This window comes from Amazonocrinis nigriterrae CENA67, assembly GCF_016056305.1.
GTDB lineage: Bacteria > Cyanobacteriota > Cyanobacteriia > Cyanobacteriales > Nostocaceae > Amazonocrinis > Amazonocrinis nigriterrae.
Map to the genome: position 1 here is coordinate 13,130 of NZ_JAECZC010000105.1, position 14,899 is coordinate 28,028.

14 protein-coding genes are annotated in these 14,899 nt (G+C 40.9%); 6 read left to right on the top strand and 8 right to left on the bottom strand.

Going from position 1 to position 14,899, the window contains the following annotated elements; all coding sequences use genetic code 11:
- Nucleotides 1–4 precede the first annotated feature (4 nt).
- Both I8748_RS32450 and I8748_RS32455 read right to left on the bottom strand, forming a co-directional pair.
- Nucleotides 5–745 (bottom strand): ABC transporter ATP-binding protein, encoded by a 741-nt coding sequence (locus tag I8748_RS32450; protein ID WP_198128591.1) that lies wholly within the window; start codon nucleotides 743–745, stop codon nucleotides 5–7.
- Nucleotides 746–1,552 (bottom strand): ABC transporter permease, encoded by an 807-nt coding sequence (locus I8748_RS32455; protein WP_198128592.1) that lies wholly within the window; start codon nucleotides 1,550–1,552, stop codon nucleotides 746–748. It abuts the gene before it with no gap.
- A 372-nt stretch (nucleotides 1,553–1,924) separates the two neighbouring features.
- Between I8748_RS32455 and petP the strand changes: the two genes are divergently transcribed.
- The 5 genes from petP to I8748_RS32475 all read left to right on the top strand — a co-directional run bounded on the left by petP (nucleotide 1,925) and on the right by I8748_RS32475 (nucleotide 6,738).
- Nucleotides 1,925–2,119, top strand: coding sequence for a cytochrome b6f subunit PetP (gene petP / locus I8748_RS32460; RefSeq protein ID WP_198128593.1), 195 nt, complete (start codon nucleotides 1,925–1,927; stop codon nucleotides 2,117–2,119).
- 83 nt (nucleotides 2,120–2,202) lie between these two features.
- Complete coding sequence (locus I8748_RS32465) at nucleotides 2,203–3,303, top strand: Get3/ArsA fold putative tail anchor-mediating ATPase NosAFP (RefSeq protein ID WP_198128594.1); 1,101 nt, start codon at nucleotides 2,203–2,205, stop codon at nucleotides 3,301–3,303.
- Between the two features lie 123 nt (nucleotides 3,304–3,426).
- On the top strand, nucleotides 3,427–4,473 hold the full coding sequence (gene chlG / locus I8748_RS32470; RefSeq protein ID WP_198128595.1) for a chlorophyll synthase ChlG: 1,047 nt from the start codon (nucleotides 3,427–3,429) through the stop codon (nucleotides 4,471–4,473).
- A 227-nt stretch (nucleotides 4,474–4,700) separates the two neighbouring features.
- Nucleotides 4,701–4,988 (top strand): hypothetical protein, encoded by a 288-nt coding sequence (locus tag I8748_RS35545; RefSeq protein ID WP_318781309.1) that lies wholly within the window; start codon nucleotides 4,701–4,703, stop codon nucleotides 4,986–4,988.
- A gap of 163 nt (nucleotides 4,989–5,151) precedes the next feature.
- Complete coding sequence (locus tag I8748_RS32475; protein WP_198128596.1) at nucleotides 5,152–6,738, top strand: B12-binding domain-containing radical SAM protein; 1,587 nt, start codon at nucleotides 5,152–5,154, stop codon at nucleotides 6,736–6,738.
- A gap of 320 nt (nucleotides 6,739–7,058) precedes the next feature.
- On the opposite strand, the gene I8748_RS32480 is transcribed toward I8748_RS32475, so the two are convergent.
- The 4 genes from I8748_RS32480 to I8748_RS32495 all read right to left on the bottom strand — a co-directional run bounded on the left by I8748_RS32480 (nucleotide 7,059) and on the right by I8748_RS32495 (nucleotide 11,046).
- The gene (locus I8748_RS32480; protein ID WP_198128597.1) at nucleotides 7,059–7,859 is read right to left on the bottom strand and encodes an ABC transporter permease; all 801 of its coding nucleotides are present in this window, start codon (nucleotides 7,857–7,859) and stop codon (nucleotides 7,059–7,061) included.
- Nucleotides 7,860–8,254: 395 nt separating this feature from the next.
- On the bottom strand, nucleotides 8,255–9,073 hold the full coding sequence (locus I8748_RS32485; RefSeq protein ID WP_198128598.1) for an ABC transporter permease: 819 nt from the start codon (nucleotides 9,071–9,073) through the stop codon (nucleotides 8,255–8,257).
- 2 nt (nucleotides 9,074–9,075) lie between these two features.
- Entirely contained in the window at nucleotides 9,076–10,062 is a 987-nt protein-coding gene (locus I8748_RS32490) for an ABC transporter ATP-binding protein (RefSeq protein ID WP_198128599.1), read from the bottom strand.
- Nucleotides 10,063–10,179: 117 nt separating this feature from the next.
- Complete coding sequence (locus tag I8748_RS32495; RefSeq protein ID WP_198128600.1) at nucleotides 10,180–11,046, bottom strand: hypothetical protein; 867 nt, start codon at nucleotides 11,044–11,046, stop codon at nucleotides 10,180–10,182.
- Between the two features lie 73 nt (nucleotides 11,047–11,119).
- On the opposite strand from I8748_RS32495, the gene I8748_RS32500 reads away from it, so the two are divergent.
- On the top strand, nucleotides 11,120–12,385 hold the full coding sequence (locus I8748_RS32500) for a DUF4336 domain-containing protein (RefSeq protein WP_198128618.1): 1,266 nt from the start codon (nucleotides 11,120–11,122) through the stop codon (nucleotides 12,383–12,385).
- Nucleotides 12,386–12,446: 61 nt separating this feature from the next.
- On the opposite strand, the gene I8748_RS32505 is transcribed toward I8748_RS32500, so the two are convergent.
- Nucleotides 12,447–13,571, bottom strand: a complete 1,125-nt coding sequence (locus I8748_RS32505; protein ID WP_198128601.1) for an ABC transporter permease — start codon at nucleotides 13,569–13,571, stop codon at nucleotides 12,447–12,449.
- Nucleotides 13,572–13,697: 126 nt separating this feature from the next.
- The gene (locus I8748_RS32510; protein ID WP_198128602.1) at nucleotides 13,698–14,870 is read right to left on the bottom strand and encodes an ABC transporter permease; all 1,173 of its coding nucleotides are present in this window, start codon (nucleotides 14,868–14,870) and stop codon (nucleotides 13,698–13,700) included.
- Between the last annotated feature and the right edge of the window lie 29 nt (nucleotides 14,871–14,899).

Here is a 14,899-nt window from a genome sequence, read left to right on the forward strand (position 1 = left end):
TATTTCATATTGATTTGAGAGCATTTAAGTAGCAATTGACAGTTGCGTCAGCTTTCCCTGCAAAGCGGATGTTTCCTTTGTCCAACCAAACTACCCACCCACAGGATTGTTTAATCAAATCCAAATCATGAGATACCACTAAAACCGTTGCGCCCTCATCCCAAAATTTATTAATTCTTTGCTTACACTTATTTTTAAAATTTTCGTCTCCTACCGATAACACTTCATCCAAAATCAAAATATCAGGTTGTATATCGGTAGCAATAGAAAATCCCAATCTTGCTACCATACCAGAAGATAAACCTTTCACAGGTACTAATGCATAATCCTCCAATTCTGCAAATTCTAAAATAGACTTTGCTCTGTGGCGCATTTCTGCTCTAGAAAACCCCAATAATACTCCATAAAGTTGGATATTATCCATTACGGAAATTTCCGGATCAAATCCTGCTCCTAGTTCAATCAATGGTGCAATCTTACCGCGTACCCGTACTGTTCCACTCGTTGGTTGAAGAATCCCAGAAATTATTTTTAATAGTGTTGATTTACCAGATCCATTTGCCCCAATAATACCTATTTTCGCTCCTTGTTCAATTACTAAATCAATTTGATCTAGTACTAATTTTTTTGCAGGTCTGCGATATTTACCTTCCAAAATGGATAGAATAGTCTTTTTGAGGTCATAAGAAAACTCTTCTTGAGTCCGCCGCCACAACGAAACTTTATCTAGACGAATGACTTCCATCTACAGCAAATCCATGAAATGAGAACGCCACGAGTGAAAACAAGTCCATCCTAGGGACAAGATGATAATGCCAGTGAACAAAGCACCCCAAATTAAATTTAAATCCGGTAGCATTCCTGATAATGTAATCTGACGCAGACTTTCAATAATCGGTGAAAGCGGATTTAATCCCAAAAATGACTTGACCTGTGCTGGGACAATTGCAGCCGGATAAAATATGGGACTGGTAATCCAAAGCACAAATACGATTAATTCATAAAAGTAAGGCAAGTCTCTAAAAAAGACATACAATGCACTGACTAAAAATCCAATACCTGTGGAAACTAAGATGAGAGCAAGGCATGGAAATAGTAGCGCTAGAACATTCAATAGACTCTTAGAATTAATAAAAGTCATTACTATTAGTAAAGGCAGCACAGCGATCGCAAACTGAAATACATTCGCTGCAATCATCGATACCGGAAAAATACTACTCGGCAGTTGAATCTTATTCAGTAGCGATCCGTTTGTGACTACGCTACTTAAAGCTTGGGAGGTAGAAGCTGAGAAAAAATTGATGACTACCAGCCCTGTAAAGGCTGCCAACATGTAGTTTAGTATGGAATTACCATAGTACGACGCAAAGGTTGTTCCAAAAATCGCAGTATATAGCCCCGTCATAATCAACGGGTTTAATAGTGACCAATAAACCCCTAAAAACGAACCACGATAGCGCACTTTCAGATTACGCGATACCAAGACTTGCAGCAGTTCCCAGTAACGTCGCACTCGCAACCAATTGGAATTATCTTTAAGCGAAAGGGTCATCCTCAAAAACCACCACACAGCACAGGCAAGTTATTCGCGCATTCTATACTATTGAAGCAAACTTTGTCGCACTAATTTGCCGCCAAAACATTGTAAATTACTCTTACTTGTAAATTATTAAGCACATCTTAACCTCTGCACGTCAGTAAAGCAAAATACGGTTGCGCTCAAGTATTCCATTGATCACATTGGCCCTAGCTTGGTTTAGAGAGCAATCATCATCTCTTCAAAAGCATCAGGCGAATTTTCATGGCAGGAAAGTAGGATATTGCCTCAGCGCCATAATTTTGCAAACAAACGCTCTGTGAGTGATGGAAGATACCCAGTTTCAGCTAAACTGAGATTTGGTTTATATCTAATTGTTAAGTTGGCATGGAAATCGGACAAAAAGTTAAGGTGTTTCGTTTGCGCGATCGCGTATCTCCCTCCATCGTGAAAAAATTAGGACAAGAGGGCATCATCCTAGGCTACAAAGTGACGGATGGTCGCGGTATTGGTGTAGTAGTGCAGTTTGATGATAATACTTCCACTTGGTTTTTTGAGGATGAAATCAAACCCGTGCAGTAGAGATAACTCCAGGTGGAAGCTAAGAGCATTTGCCTGGTGCTAAGTTGAAGTTGAACAGACAGGTGGTAATTGGAAATCAAGTAATGTCCCTGATATTGACATTTTTGGGCAAAGGCAGCATCAATCGTACCAAAATTGCGATCGCTGCCGCTAAGCTACTAGCAAGCCAAGGCAAGCGCGTACTTCTAGCAGGACTGGCAGAACCAGCGTTACCCATCCTGCTAAACCAAACCCTTGCTCCTGACCCCCAGGAAATTGCTCCTAATTTAGAAGTTGTACAATTCCAAGCTTCTGTACTGTTAGAACGCAACTGGGAGGAAGTCAAAAAACTTGAGGCACAATACCTCCGCACACCGATTTTTAAAGAGGTTTACGGACAAGAACTGGTAGTATTACCAGGGATGGACAACGCCCTTGCCCTCAATGCTATCCGTGAATATGATGCCACTGGCAAATATGACGCGATCGTCTATGATGGCACGGGTGATGCCTCCAGTCTGCGGATGTTAGGGCTACCAGAGTCTCTTAGTTGGTATGTACGGCGATTTCGGCAATTGTTTGCTAACTCTGATTTGGGCAAGGGTATTAATGAATCACCCTTGATTCAACCACTAATTAGCAGCTTTTTCAACGTCAACTGGACAGCGGATAACTTTGCTCAGCCGACTAATCAAGTCAACAATTTCTTAGACAAGGGTAAAGCTGCTCTTGCTGACCCCAAACGCATCGCTGCCTTCTTGGTAAGTACACCAGACCCAATTGATGTAGCGAGTAGCCGTTATTTGTGGGGCAGTGCCCAGCAAATTGGTTTAACTGTTGGTGGTGCAATTATTGTGTCTTCTGAAACAAACGTTAACCTGTCAGAGGAATTTGCACCTCTGAAGCTTAGTGTTGTTCCCGATTCGCCAACAGGTGACTGGCAACCGCTGATAGACGCTTTACCCAACTTTGTAGAGCAAGCAGTACAGGCTCCCAAACCAATCGAAATCGACATCCACAACCGTCAGGTACGCCTATTCTTACCCGGTTTTGACAAAAAGCAAGTCAAACTCACCCAGTACGGGCCAGAAGTCACCGTTGAAGCAGGAGACCAGCGACGGAATATTTCCCTACCCCCAGCGCTGAGTGGCAAACCAGTTGCTGGAGCGAAGTTTCAAAATAATTATTTGATAATTTCGTTTTAATTTAGTAAGGAGTGAGGAATCAAGTTAGGAGTTAACAGTTAAAAGTGAGGAATAAAAACAACAATTCATAACTCCTAACTCCTAACTCCGCGCCTCCTAACTCCTAACTTATTAACCAGTCTTATGTCCGAATCAACTCCCATTACCCCAAATACCAATCCAGGCAAGGCACCAGACTCAGTAGCCAATAATTCTAACGAAGAAATCACAGCAGTTGGCGATCGCAGTGCCAAAACTAGGCAACTATTAGGCATGAAAGGTGCAGCACCAGGGGAAACTTCAATTTGGAAAATCCGGTTGCAACTGATGAAGCCCATCACCTGGATTCCCCTGATCTGGGGAGTAGTCTGTGGTGCAGCTTCTTCTGGCAACTATACCTGGACGCTAGAAAATGTTTTAAAAGCAGCAGCTTGTATGTTGCTGTCTGGCCCTTTGCTAGCAGGTTACACCCAAACCCTCAACGATTTCTACGATCGCGAAATCGATGCCATTAATGAACCCTACCGCCCCATCCCCTCTGGTGCAATTTCTGTACCCCAGGTAATTACGCAGATTAGTGTATTATTCTTATGTGGTATTGCTTTGGCTTTCGTTCTGGATATCTGGGCAGGTCATGACTTCCCCAACGTCACAGTCTTGGCTTTATTTGGTTCTTTCATCGCCTATATCTACTCTGCACCTCCTTTAAAGCTGAAGCAAAACGGTTGGCTGGGCAACTATGCTCTAGGTGCTAGTTATATCGCCTTACCTTGGTGGGCGGGTCATGCTTTGTTTGGCGAACTCAATTGGAAAATTATTGTTCTCACCCTAATTTACAGTTTGGCGGGATTGGGCATTGCCATTGTCAATGACTTTAAGAGCGTAGAAGGCGATCGCCAGCTAGGGTTACAATCGTTACCTGTAATGTTTGGTGTCACCACGGCAGCATGGATTTGTGTGCTGATGATTGATTTATTTCAAGGATTTATTGCCGCTTATCTCGTCACCATCCACGAAAATTTCTACGCCGCAATTTTGGTACTGTTAATCATCCCCCAAATCACCTTCCAGGATATGTATTTTCTGCGTGACCCCTTGAAAAATGATGTTAAATATCAAGCCAGTGCCCAGCCTTTCCTCGTCCTGGGAATGCTGGTTGCTGGTTTAGCACTAGGTCATGCTGGGATTTAAAAAAGCCTTTTACTCCCCTCTCCTTGTAGGAGAGGGGTTGGGGGAGAGGTCGAAACAATATTTATCAAGCTCACGTTAGTAAAGATTTTTCATCGCAAATCTCAAATCTCAAATCCCAAATTAGTATTACTCAGCACTACTAAATTTATACTTCTGTAGTCAGAAGTTATCAATGAGGAGTTAAGAGGTAATATACTTCTAACTCTTAATTTTTATCAGGACTTGCCGTGTTGGAACTGATATCTTTTCTCATTCATGGAATTCAACCTTTCTTAGTCCCTATTTGCTTTGTTGGTGCTTGGGTTGTAACTATTCTCTGCGTTTGGAGTCTATGGGTGGCAGCACGAGATAGCGTAAGCGCTGCCAAGCAAATGCATCAAATTCCTTGCACAGGCTGCCAATTTTTTACATCAGACTACCGTCTAAAATGCACTGTACACCCCTCTATTGCCAACACAGAAGCAGCAATCAATTGTTTAGATTTTCAAGCGAAAACGAATCCCTATTTGTATTAGGGAGCTTTCAGAGCAGGGGAGCGGGGGAGATGGGGGGATAGGGGGACAAGGAGAATCACAACTGCCACTGACCACTGACAACTAACCACTGACAACTGACAACTGACAAATATTAATTTCCGCTAGAGTGGGATAACAATCAAAGTGTGAGGATTAATACTTAATGCGAATCTTGCTAGTTTATCCGATATTTCCAAAAACCTTTTGGTCATACGAGAAAATTTTGGCGTTAGTCGATCGCAAGGTTTTGTTACCACCTTTGGGTTTGGTGACAGTGGCGGCGATTTTACCCCAAGAATGGGAATTTAAGCTGGTTGATCGCAACATTCGTCAAGCCACAGAAGAAGAATGGGCATGGGCGGATGTAGTTATCTTTTCTGCGATGATTGTCCAAAAACAGGATTTATTAGATCAAATTCAAGAAGCAAAGCAACGCGGTAAGTTAGTCGCAGTCGGTGGCCCCTACCCGACCTCCACACCCCACGAAGTGCAAAATGTGGGTGCAGATTTCCTGATTCTCGATGAAGGGGAAATCACTTTGCCTATGTTTATTGAGGCGATTCAAAGAGGAGAAACTTCTGGCATTTTCCGCGCCACGGAAAAACCAGATGTCACCAGTACACCCATACCCCGCTTTGATTTACTAGAATTTGATGCCTATGACATGATGTCGGTGCAGTTTTCCCGCGGGTGTCCCTTCCAGTGCGAATTTTGCGACATTATTGTGCTTTATGGTCGCAAACCCCGCACCAAAACTCCAGCACAATTATTGGCAGAGTTAGATTATCTCTATGAATTGGGTTGGCGGCGCGGTGTGTTCATGGTGGATGACAACTTTATCGGCAACAAGCGTAATGTCAAGCTGTTGTTGAAAGAGTTAAAAGTTTGGATGGCAGAACATAACTATCCTTTCCGCTTTGATACTGAAGCTTCAATTGACTTGGCACAAGATCCAGAATTGATGGAGTTAATGGTTGAGTCTGGTTTTGCTGCGGTGTTTTTGGGCATTGAAACACCAGATGAAGATAGCCTGCAATTAACCAAAAAGTTTCAAAATACCCGAAATTCTTTGATTGAGTCTGTAGAAACCATCATCAATGCTGGTTTGCGCCCAATGGCTGGCTTTATTATCGGGTTTGATGGAGAAAAAGCTGGTGCAGGCGATCGCATTGTCCGCTTTGCTGAACAAGCAGCAATTCCTTCTACTACTTTTGCCATGTTGCAAGCGCTACCAAACACAGCACTGTGGCATCGGTTAAAAAAAGAAGGACGACTGCGAGAAAATCAAGATGGCAACATTAACCAAACAACGTTAATGAACTTTATTCCCACTCGCCCACTGGAAGATATTGCCAGAGAATATATTGAAGCATTTTGTGCTTTATACGACCCAGTTAAGTATTTAGATCGTACTTATCGCTGTTTTTTGATGATGGGTGCGCCGAGTTGGAAAGCACCGTTCAAAATGCCAGAATGGGTAGTGATTAAAGCGCTGTTAATTGTGATTTGGCGACAAGGAATCAAACGAGAAACTCGGTGGAAGTTCTGGCATCACTTGTTTAGTATTATTAAGCGTAACCCAGGAGTTGCCGAGCATTATCTTTCTGCCTGTGCCCACAACGAACATTTTCTAGAGTATCGTCAAATTGTTCGTGATCAAATTGAAAGTCAGCTAGCTGCATATTTAGCACAAGGCGCTGAAAAGCCATATGTGCCGACACAAGCAAAAACAGAAGCAGTAGTGAGCTAAGTTGGCTAATGGCTAATATAGCTGGGGACTGGGGAACTCGGGGCCCCCACGACCGCAGGGAGGAGCCACTGCGGTCTTGGGGTTTCCCCAAGTGGAGCATGTGGCGTTGGGGATTAGGGGTAATGGGTAAAAAGTCTTTGTCTTGAAAAGTTCAGATCGGCGGAAGCCGCCGCTCCGACGCCAGTTGCTTTCCGACGCAAGGCGACAGGATCGCACTGGCTCGACTTTTCGCTTTGTGTCTAGGTTTAATCATCTGTTGGTGTCCTAACACTACTGGCGACTGCTATAATACCCCAATACAAATATTGGTTGATATTGTACTAACTGCCAGTAGAACAATAGTAACGCTCTCCTAATTGCCAAAGCTTAAGGGCAAGCATCAGAAAAAGAATGCCTGCTACGGGAGAAGTGTAACAAAACCACAAAGGTACTAAAAAAGAATCTGCTTTTTCCAGTACCGCTAGCAGAGGAAAATAGCTCACACAGCCAAGCGGTATAAAAAAAGTAAAAAATCGCTGGAACCATTTAGTATAAATTGATAGAGGATACTGAGCCGTTTCCACTCCTCCATAAGTGAGGATATTCATAATTTCCAGAGATTCAATAGTCCAGAATGTGAGTGTTGCTTGTATGATAACTATCCCCACAAACAATGCAACCCCACTAATAAACGAAGTGCCTAAAAGCCACAAATTTTTGAAAGTCAAAGGAATGTGCAGAGTTGAAATTGACCATCCCATAACCACAACTCCCTGAAACAATCTTCCCATGCGTTTCAATGTCAATTCTTGTCCTAGAAGTTGAATAACTGTAGTGCGTGGGCGTAGTAGCAAACGATCAAAATCTCCATTTTTAATAATTATTGTAAATGATTCAAATCCTTTGCCTAACGCATCAGCACAAGCAAAAGAAATATTCACCATGCCATAAAACAGAGCAACTTCACTTAAAGTCCAAGTACCAATATTATTAAAGCGAGTAAAAAGCGCCCAAATACCAAAAAATTCAATTACAGTGAGCAAAAATTGCCCTGCAAGTTGCAGCCAAAAAGAAAGTTTATACTGCATTTGTGACTTTAAAGAGATAGAAATATATCGCAAGTAAAGGAAGAAATCGTTCATGCTTAATTCAATGAATTAATTACCACAAAGACGAGGCAGCGCGTTGGGGAGACACTGCGTTGCGCGGGTTAAGAGCGTTGAAGCAAGTGTTGTCGGCTTTGCCGACTTGAAGCGACTGCTGTCACAAAGACACAGAGAGAGATATTAGAAAAAATTTATGTACTAAATTAGTCCAGTTGCGCTAGTAGGGTGTGTTGTCGCGAAGCGCAACGCACCATTACAGATTTGTCGGTGCGTTAGGACATTCCATCTATAACGCAAGTAATAAGCAAAGGACATGATCTAATTTAATGATTGCAGACCGATGCAACTCAATTGCAGACTGATGCAAACAAATTTCCATAAATTATATAAGCGAAAACCCTACCGCAGGCTATAACAAACTACACACTTGATCAACCGCCTTGAATTACAAGCTTGCTGACACCACGATTTACAATAAAACGCCCCAGAGTAATAATAACCACTATCCAGAAAATTTGATGCAGCACTACATTAAACAAAGCATCCGCTGGCAGATTACCCGTAAAAATACGAAAAGGTTTATCAATAAGTCCTGAAAAGGGAAGCGCATTCAACAAAGGTTTAATCCACTCAGGAAACAGTGGCAGAGGAACTATCATTCCAGAGAAGAAAATAATAAATGTGGGAAGTAAATTATTAATTCCTTCACCAGAAATTGTCCACATCATTGATACAGTCATCAGCATAGTGAATGCTGACGAAAGCAGAATTGCACCAATAAAACAGACAACAAAAGCTACAAGTGACGCCATCGAAGGTGGAAAAGAAAGCGACCACTTAGACAACCCCACAAAAGGCAAAAACAAGTTTATGATTAACACCAAGGGAATAGCACGGAGTATCAAAGGCGCTGTACGCATTGCTAAAGCGCGAGTAAACCAAAAATTATACAAATCTGTGGGTCGCAGTAGATCGTATCCTACCGCGCCTGACCTAATATGTTCTTGAATCTCGCGATCGCCACTCCAAGGTACGATCGCTACTAGAAATACTTGTATCAGCCACAAATATCCTATAGCCTCTTGTAAAGTCATGGGTTGAGGAGTGGTTGCATGAGTAAAAAATGCCTCCAGCACCATAATTTTCACCAACCCCCAAAAAAGTTGAGTTACCACTCCTGCCAAAGCAGCAGTACGATATTGCAACAGTAGAGCAAACCTAGCAACAAACAGTGACCAATATGCTCTCATCCTCAAATCTCTCCTGAGTTGGCATAAAGTTGAGCAATTATTTCCTCAATAGGTGGATTTTCGACAAACAGATCCTCTACTTCATTTTGTGCAGTAACTTGGCTAATTAAGGAAGCAGCAGAAAGCTTAGTGGGGTCAAAAGCAAGAGTGACAGTACGACCTGCTTGTGAGATGATACTGACCCCTGCTTGGGCAAAAGAGAAATCCTCATTTTTCAAATCGATTCTTAAGTACCGACGGGAGGAAACCTGAGAACGCAACATTGCCAGAGTTCCATCACACAAAATCTCACCGCCACCGATAATAATGATGCGATCGCATAATGCTTCAATATCATCCATATCGTGAGTAGTGAGAATAGTGGTTACTTGATGAGTTTTATTCAGCGTTTTGATAAATTTTCTAACTGCCAACTTAGAAACTGCATCCAGCCCTATTGTGGGTTCATCTAGAAACAGAATCTGTGGTCTGTGAAGCATGGCTGCGGCAAAGTCACATCGCATCCTTTGACCAAGGCTTAACTGTCTGACAGGGATAGAAAGCAAGCCAGATAGATCTAGCAAATCAATCATTTCTTGCCGTGTCTTCTGATATTGTGAATCAGGAATGCGATAAATATCTCGCAGTAAATCGAAAGACTCAATTACTGGCAAATCCCACCATAATTGCGTTCGTTGACCAAACACCACCCCAATGCGACTAACATGGCGGATTCTATCTTTCCAAGGAGTATGCCCACCAATTAAACATTTTCCACTGGAGGGTACAAGAATACCACTTAAAATTTTAATGGTCGTTGATTTTCCAGCTCCATTAGGCCCAATATATCCTACAAGTTCTCCCTGTTTTAATGAAAAAGAAACCCCTTTTAAAGCATGAACTTGTTTTGTGTTGCGCTGCACCAGCCCTCGTATTGCACCAAACAATCCAGAAGAGCGTTCAGACACAAAAAAAGTCTTTCTCAGGTCTTCGACAACAATATAAGACATATTTTAGGTAACTCCAAGAAATAGTTATCTGGCTTGAAGTTGCTTGCAGATGGATGATGGCTGATGACTGATGACTGTGAATAGTGGGTGTTTTTATTTGGAAGTTTTTTTATATTACTATATTTGAATTTGAAAATCCTCAAATTTTAGCTCTCCTGAATATTTGTTAAATATAGTAGAGCCTTGATAAATTTTGATTACTTCCAATACAATTTGTTTAAAATACTTACTACTGACATCACTCAAGTTGCCAATCAAAATCCCACACCCCCAAACGCCGGGGTTTACATCTGAAATATTTTCGTCAAGCAAAATTGACATGATTTCAATTCCTTGCAAGCTTCTACTACTAGTGTTAGTCAGTCCTTGAAAACCTTGATGTAAAGCATTTCTTTCTTTCGATGTATTAAATCCATACCAAAGCATTCCTTTCACACCTTTTCTCATCGCTTTTATGAAAGCATCAAAATAAGAATTTCCATGAGGATTTTTTTCATGGATTAAGTAAGGATCAACATGAATAAAATCCTCTATACTTAATTCTTCAATCATATTTAATAGTCCCTCTACAGAGTCTTCATTTTTATAGAAAATCTGGCTAGTTAAATTTAATTTACTGGCATATTCTGCTATGCTTGTTAAGCAGGGTTCTTCAATATCAAAAAACACAAATTTCTCAGTAGATGCTCTCAATATGTTTAATGCCAAAGCTGGGGAACCCAGATATTTTGATATGCCATGATCATTTTCAGAGATACTGTTTAATACTTTCCAATAAACAGAAGCTTGAATTAATTGAGATTTTTGGATATTCTTTTCTATATGTAAAATCCCGTATTCTTGCTCAAGAGAACCTGTAAGTTGATACTCTGGATAAGCAGAATTTGTCTCAATATAGCTAGCTGGTTTTTCTATAGCTAAAAATTGACACAAAGGTATATGTTTCCAAATGTCCCCAATTCTTCCAAAATGTTTGTAACTCATATTAAACTTCTCATTCGCCGAACTCGCTGCAATGTTAAAAATTGAAAGGGAACAGGAAGTGAGTGGAATGACGATGAACCCACAAGAACATAAGTCGAGAATACAATCTCAGGAGGAATGGTTAAATTCCAATACCGATCCAAAAGATTGGTCATGGCCGTTTTGGCCTGCTTTACCACTCTATCCCTACGGTAGGCGGCGGACACTCCGCACAGAAATAGTTAAGGACACAATCTGGACATTCGATCAGCCTCACGGTATCCTCTACACCATCGTGCCGATTCGGATGATTGTAGTCAAGCTGGAAGCTGGCGGTTTGTTGGTTTATGCACCCGTTGCACCCACAATTGAGTGTATCCGTTTAGTTAACGAATTAGTCGTCAAGCACGGTGATGTTAAGTACATCATTCTATCAACCAGTTCGGGACTGGAACATAAAATTTTCGTCGGCCCCTTCGCCAGACACTTTTCCCAAGCTGTGGTGTATGTTGCACCACATCAGTGGAGTTTCCCGTTCAATTTGCCGCTGAGTTGGCTGGGTTTTCCCCAAAAACGGACACAGGTACTTCCAGAGGATAAAAGCCAAGTTCCCTTTGCTGATGAATTTGACTATGCTGTATTGGATATCAACTTGGGGCGCGGATCTTTTGCGGAAGTGGCTGTGTTTCACAAGCGATCGCGCACACTGCTTCTAACTGATTCTATACTGTCCATACCAGAAGATCCGCCAGCTATCATCGAATTAGACCCGTATCCTTTGCTATTTCATGCTAGAGACAATGCCCTGCAAGTCATAGAAGATAATCAAGCAAACCGCCGTCAAGGATGGCAACGTATTTCACTGTTTGCGATTTACTTTGGCCCCAGCATGGTGGAAATTGCTGGACTGAAAGAGATATTTCGTGATGTTATCAAAGCACCAGATCATTCAAAAAAAGCATACTTCGGTTTATATCCATTTCGCTGGCGAAGCAACTGGAAGCAGTCATTCGACGCCTTACGAGGAGATGGGCGTCCATTTGTCGCACCAATTCTGCAAACTCTGATTTTGCCTCAAGCCCCAACACAAGTACTTCACTGGGCTGACAAAGTTGCAACTTGGGATTTTCAGCAAATTATATCCTGTCACTTTGACGCGCCAATTCAGACAAGTCCACATCAATTTCGCCAAGCATTCGCTTTCCTAGAAAAGCAATCTTCTATCAATGAGGACTCATCTGCAAGCAAAAGCCAACAGCAATTGCAGGAAGACTTTAGATTTATCAAAGAACTAGAAGCGAGTCTAATCAGGCGCGGTATCGCAACGCCACCCAAAGAAAAAGTGATGATTGATGACTAATGCCAATTCCTAACATTTTCGCAATCCAAAATCCAAAATCTTAAATCTAAAATGGTATGGATTAACTTAGTTGACGGCGAAAATTGTTAACACTGATGGATAAGAGTAATACAGCAAAAAATAAAAGTGCGATCGCGTGAAACCAAAGTACTTCTAAGCCTACACCTTTGAGTAATATTCCCCGCACGATCGCTATATAATGACGCAGCGGATTTAATAGTGACAGATACTGAAATACTACAGGCATACCTTCTATGGGGGAAATAGCACCAGAAAGTTGAATCATAGGTAGATTGATAAAAAATGATGTTAGTACAACTTGTTGCTGAGTCCGGCATACAGTTGCTAACATAATCCCAATACCAATTCCCACAAATAAATAAAGCCCTGAAAGTACTAAAAATAAAACTAGATTTCCTCGAAAAGGTACTCGAAAAACTAATCTAGCCAAACTCAAAGCTAAGATAATATCACCTATCAGCAAAACAAACAGTGGTACAATTTTAGCTAATAAAATTTCCCAAGCTTCTGCCGGAGTCATTAACAATTGTTCCAGAGTTCCTATATCCTTTTCTCGCACAACTGTAACTGAAGAAACTAGCGAACTAATTAGCGTCAAAACTAATCCCAAAACTCCTGGTACAAAAAACCAACTACTCACCAAACCAGGATTATAAAGAAAAATCGTTTGTGGACTGATTAATGCTGGCGCTTGGTTAGGTGACAATCGCTGGCTAAATTGATTAATTATCTGATTCATGTAACCTTGAGCAATACCAGCAGTGTTAGCATCTACAGCATCAACTAAAACCTGAACTTCAGCAGGTTTACCTTCAGATAAATTACGTTTAAACTCAGGGGGGATTACTAAACCAGCCGTAATTTTTCCCCGCCGCACTTGCTCACCTAATTCTTGAGTATTTAATGTATATTTTTCTGCAATAAAGACTTTATTTTCAGTTAAAGCAGAAACTAATTCTCTGGTTTCATAAGTATTTGCATAATCGACAATTCCTAACTTGAGATAATGCACATCTGGATTGAGAGCAGAGCCATAAAGTAGCATTTGAACTGTAGGAGGAATTATCAACATTATCAGTGTTTCTTTACTCCTGAGTATTTGTTGAAATTCTTTAATAGCTAAAGTCAAAATTCGGCTATTCAGCAAAGTTTTAATCCAGTTCATGAGGGAGATGAGGGGATGAGGGGATGGGGAGCAGAGGAGCAGGGGTGCAGGGGAGCAGAGGAGCAGAGGAGCAGGGGAGAATAACAAATAACAAATGACAACTGACAACTGACAACTGACAACTGACTAATCCGATAATTGCATTTGCTTGAATATATTACGTGCTACATTAAATAGTAATAATCCCAAGATAACCAGTATTAATATCGATAACCAAACACCAGCCCAACCGGTACCACGAACATAAGCATCACGAGTAATTTCAATATAGTAACGTGCGGGTACAATATAAGAAAATAATGATAAGGGAAAGGGAATATTACTGAGTGGATAAATAAATCCAGATAGTAGTAGAGCCGTCATAAAACCTATCAGTGCAACAGCTTGAACAGCTGCATTTTGATTAGGAACACGAACACCAACTAATAAACCAAACATAATACTATCTATTAAAAATACTAGTGTACCAATTAATAGCGGCGTAGGTTCAACTGCTAAAGTCAGTTGCCATATTAATGAACTCATAATCATAATCAATAAGGCTTCAATAATGCCGATCAGCAAATAAGCAAAAGCTTTGCCTAATAGCAACTCTTCAACACTAAGATTAGAAGCATAAATTTGTAAAATTGTGCCTTTTTCTTTCTCTCTTACCATCGCGATCGCAGTTAATAACGAAGGATAAATCCAGAGAATAACTGCAAAAACACCTGGTACAATATAAAGAGATTCTTGTCTGCCTGGATTGAACCAAAGGCGGGTATTAGTAATGATTTGATTGTTAGAGGATTGTAAACCTGAATTACTCAAAAAAAATCTTGTTGTCGCCTGGATGCTATTTTTGATAATACGTGCATTATTCACATCAGTTCCATCTACTAAAATTTGAACTGTACTAGTTAAACCCGATTTAATCCGACGGCTGAAATCTGGCGGAATCACCACAGCAACTTTTGCAAGTCCTTGATCAATTACTTTTTGAGGATTTTGATTTTCAATTTTAATGTCAGAGTTTGGAAACAAATGTTTTGATGATTGAATTAGCTGGGAAAACGGTAAAATTGAATTGTTGATTGGTTCAAATTGATTAGTAGCAAACAACCGCTCTATATAAGCACGGCTAAGAGGGCTATTGTCAAAATCTTGTACAAATAAAGGAATATTTTTAGATTCTAGTCGAATCACAAAACCAAAGATAAATAAAGTCATAAATGGCAGCAGAAATGCCAGCGCTAAAGTTAGGCGATCGCGCTGAAATTGTGCTAATTCTTTGCGACATTGAGATAAAATTCTTTTCATTTGTTATTTGTCAGTTGTCAGTGGTCAGT

Excerpts from the sequence above, each read along its gene's own strand:
- I8748_RS32510 (WP_198128602.1), bottom strand. The coding sequence starts at position 14,870 with ATGAAAAGAATTTTATCTCAATGTCGCAAAGAATTAGCACAATTTCAG.
- I8748_RS32495 (WP_198128600.1), bottom strand. The coding sequence starts at position 11,046 with ATGAGTTACAAACATTTTGGAAGAATTGGGGACATTTGGAAACATATA.
- I8748_RS32490 (WP_198128599.1), bottom strand. The coding sequence starts at position 10,062 with ATGTCTTATATTGTTGTCGAAGACCTGAGAAAGACTTTTTTTGTGTCT.
- I8748_RS32475 (WP_198128596.1), top strand. The coding sequence starts at position 5,152 with ATGCGAATCTTGCTAGTTTATCCGATATTTCCAAAAACCTTTTGGTCA.
- I8748_RS32505 (WP_198128601.1), bottom strand. The coding sequence starts at position 13,571 with ATGAACTGGATTAAAACTTTGCTGAATAGCCGAATTTTGACTTTAGCT.
- I8748_RS32480 (WP_198128597.1), bottom strand. The coding sequence starts at position 7,859 with ATGAACGATTTCTTCCTTTACTTGCGATATATTTCTATCTCTTTAAAG.
- chlG (WP_198128595.1), top strand. The coding sequence starts at position 3,427 with ATGTCCGAATCAACTCCCATTACCCCAAATACCAATCCAGGCAAGGCA.
- I8748_RS32485 (WP_198128598.1), bottom strand. The coding sequence starts at position 9,073 with ATGAGAGCATATTGGTCACTGTTTGTTGCTAGGTTTGCTCTACTGTTG.
- I8748_RS32455 (WP_198128592.1), bottom strand. The coding sequence starts at position 1,552 with ATGACCCTTTCGCTTAAAGATAATTCCAATTGGTTGCGAGTGCGACGT.
- petP (WP_198128593.1), top strand. The coding sequence starts at position 1,925 with ATGGAAATCGGACAAAAAGTTAAGGTGTTTCGTTTGCGCGATCGCGTA.
- I8748_RS32500 (WP_198128618.1), top strand. The coding sequence starts at position 11,120 with ATGAACCCACAAGAACATAAGTCGAGAATACAATCTCAGGAGGAATGG.
- I8748_RS32450 (WP_198128591.1), bottom strand. The coding sequence starts at position 745 with ATGGAAGTCATTCGTCTAGATAAAGTTTCGTTGTGGCGGCGGACTCAA.
- I8748_RS32465 (WP_198128594.1), top strand. The coding sequence starts at position 2,203 with ATGTCCCTGATATTGACATTTTTGGGCAAAGGCAGCATCAATCGTACC.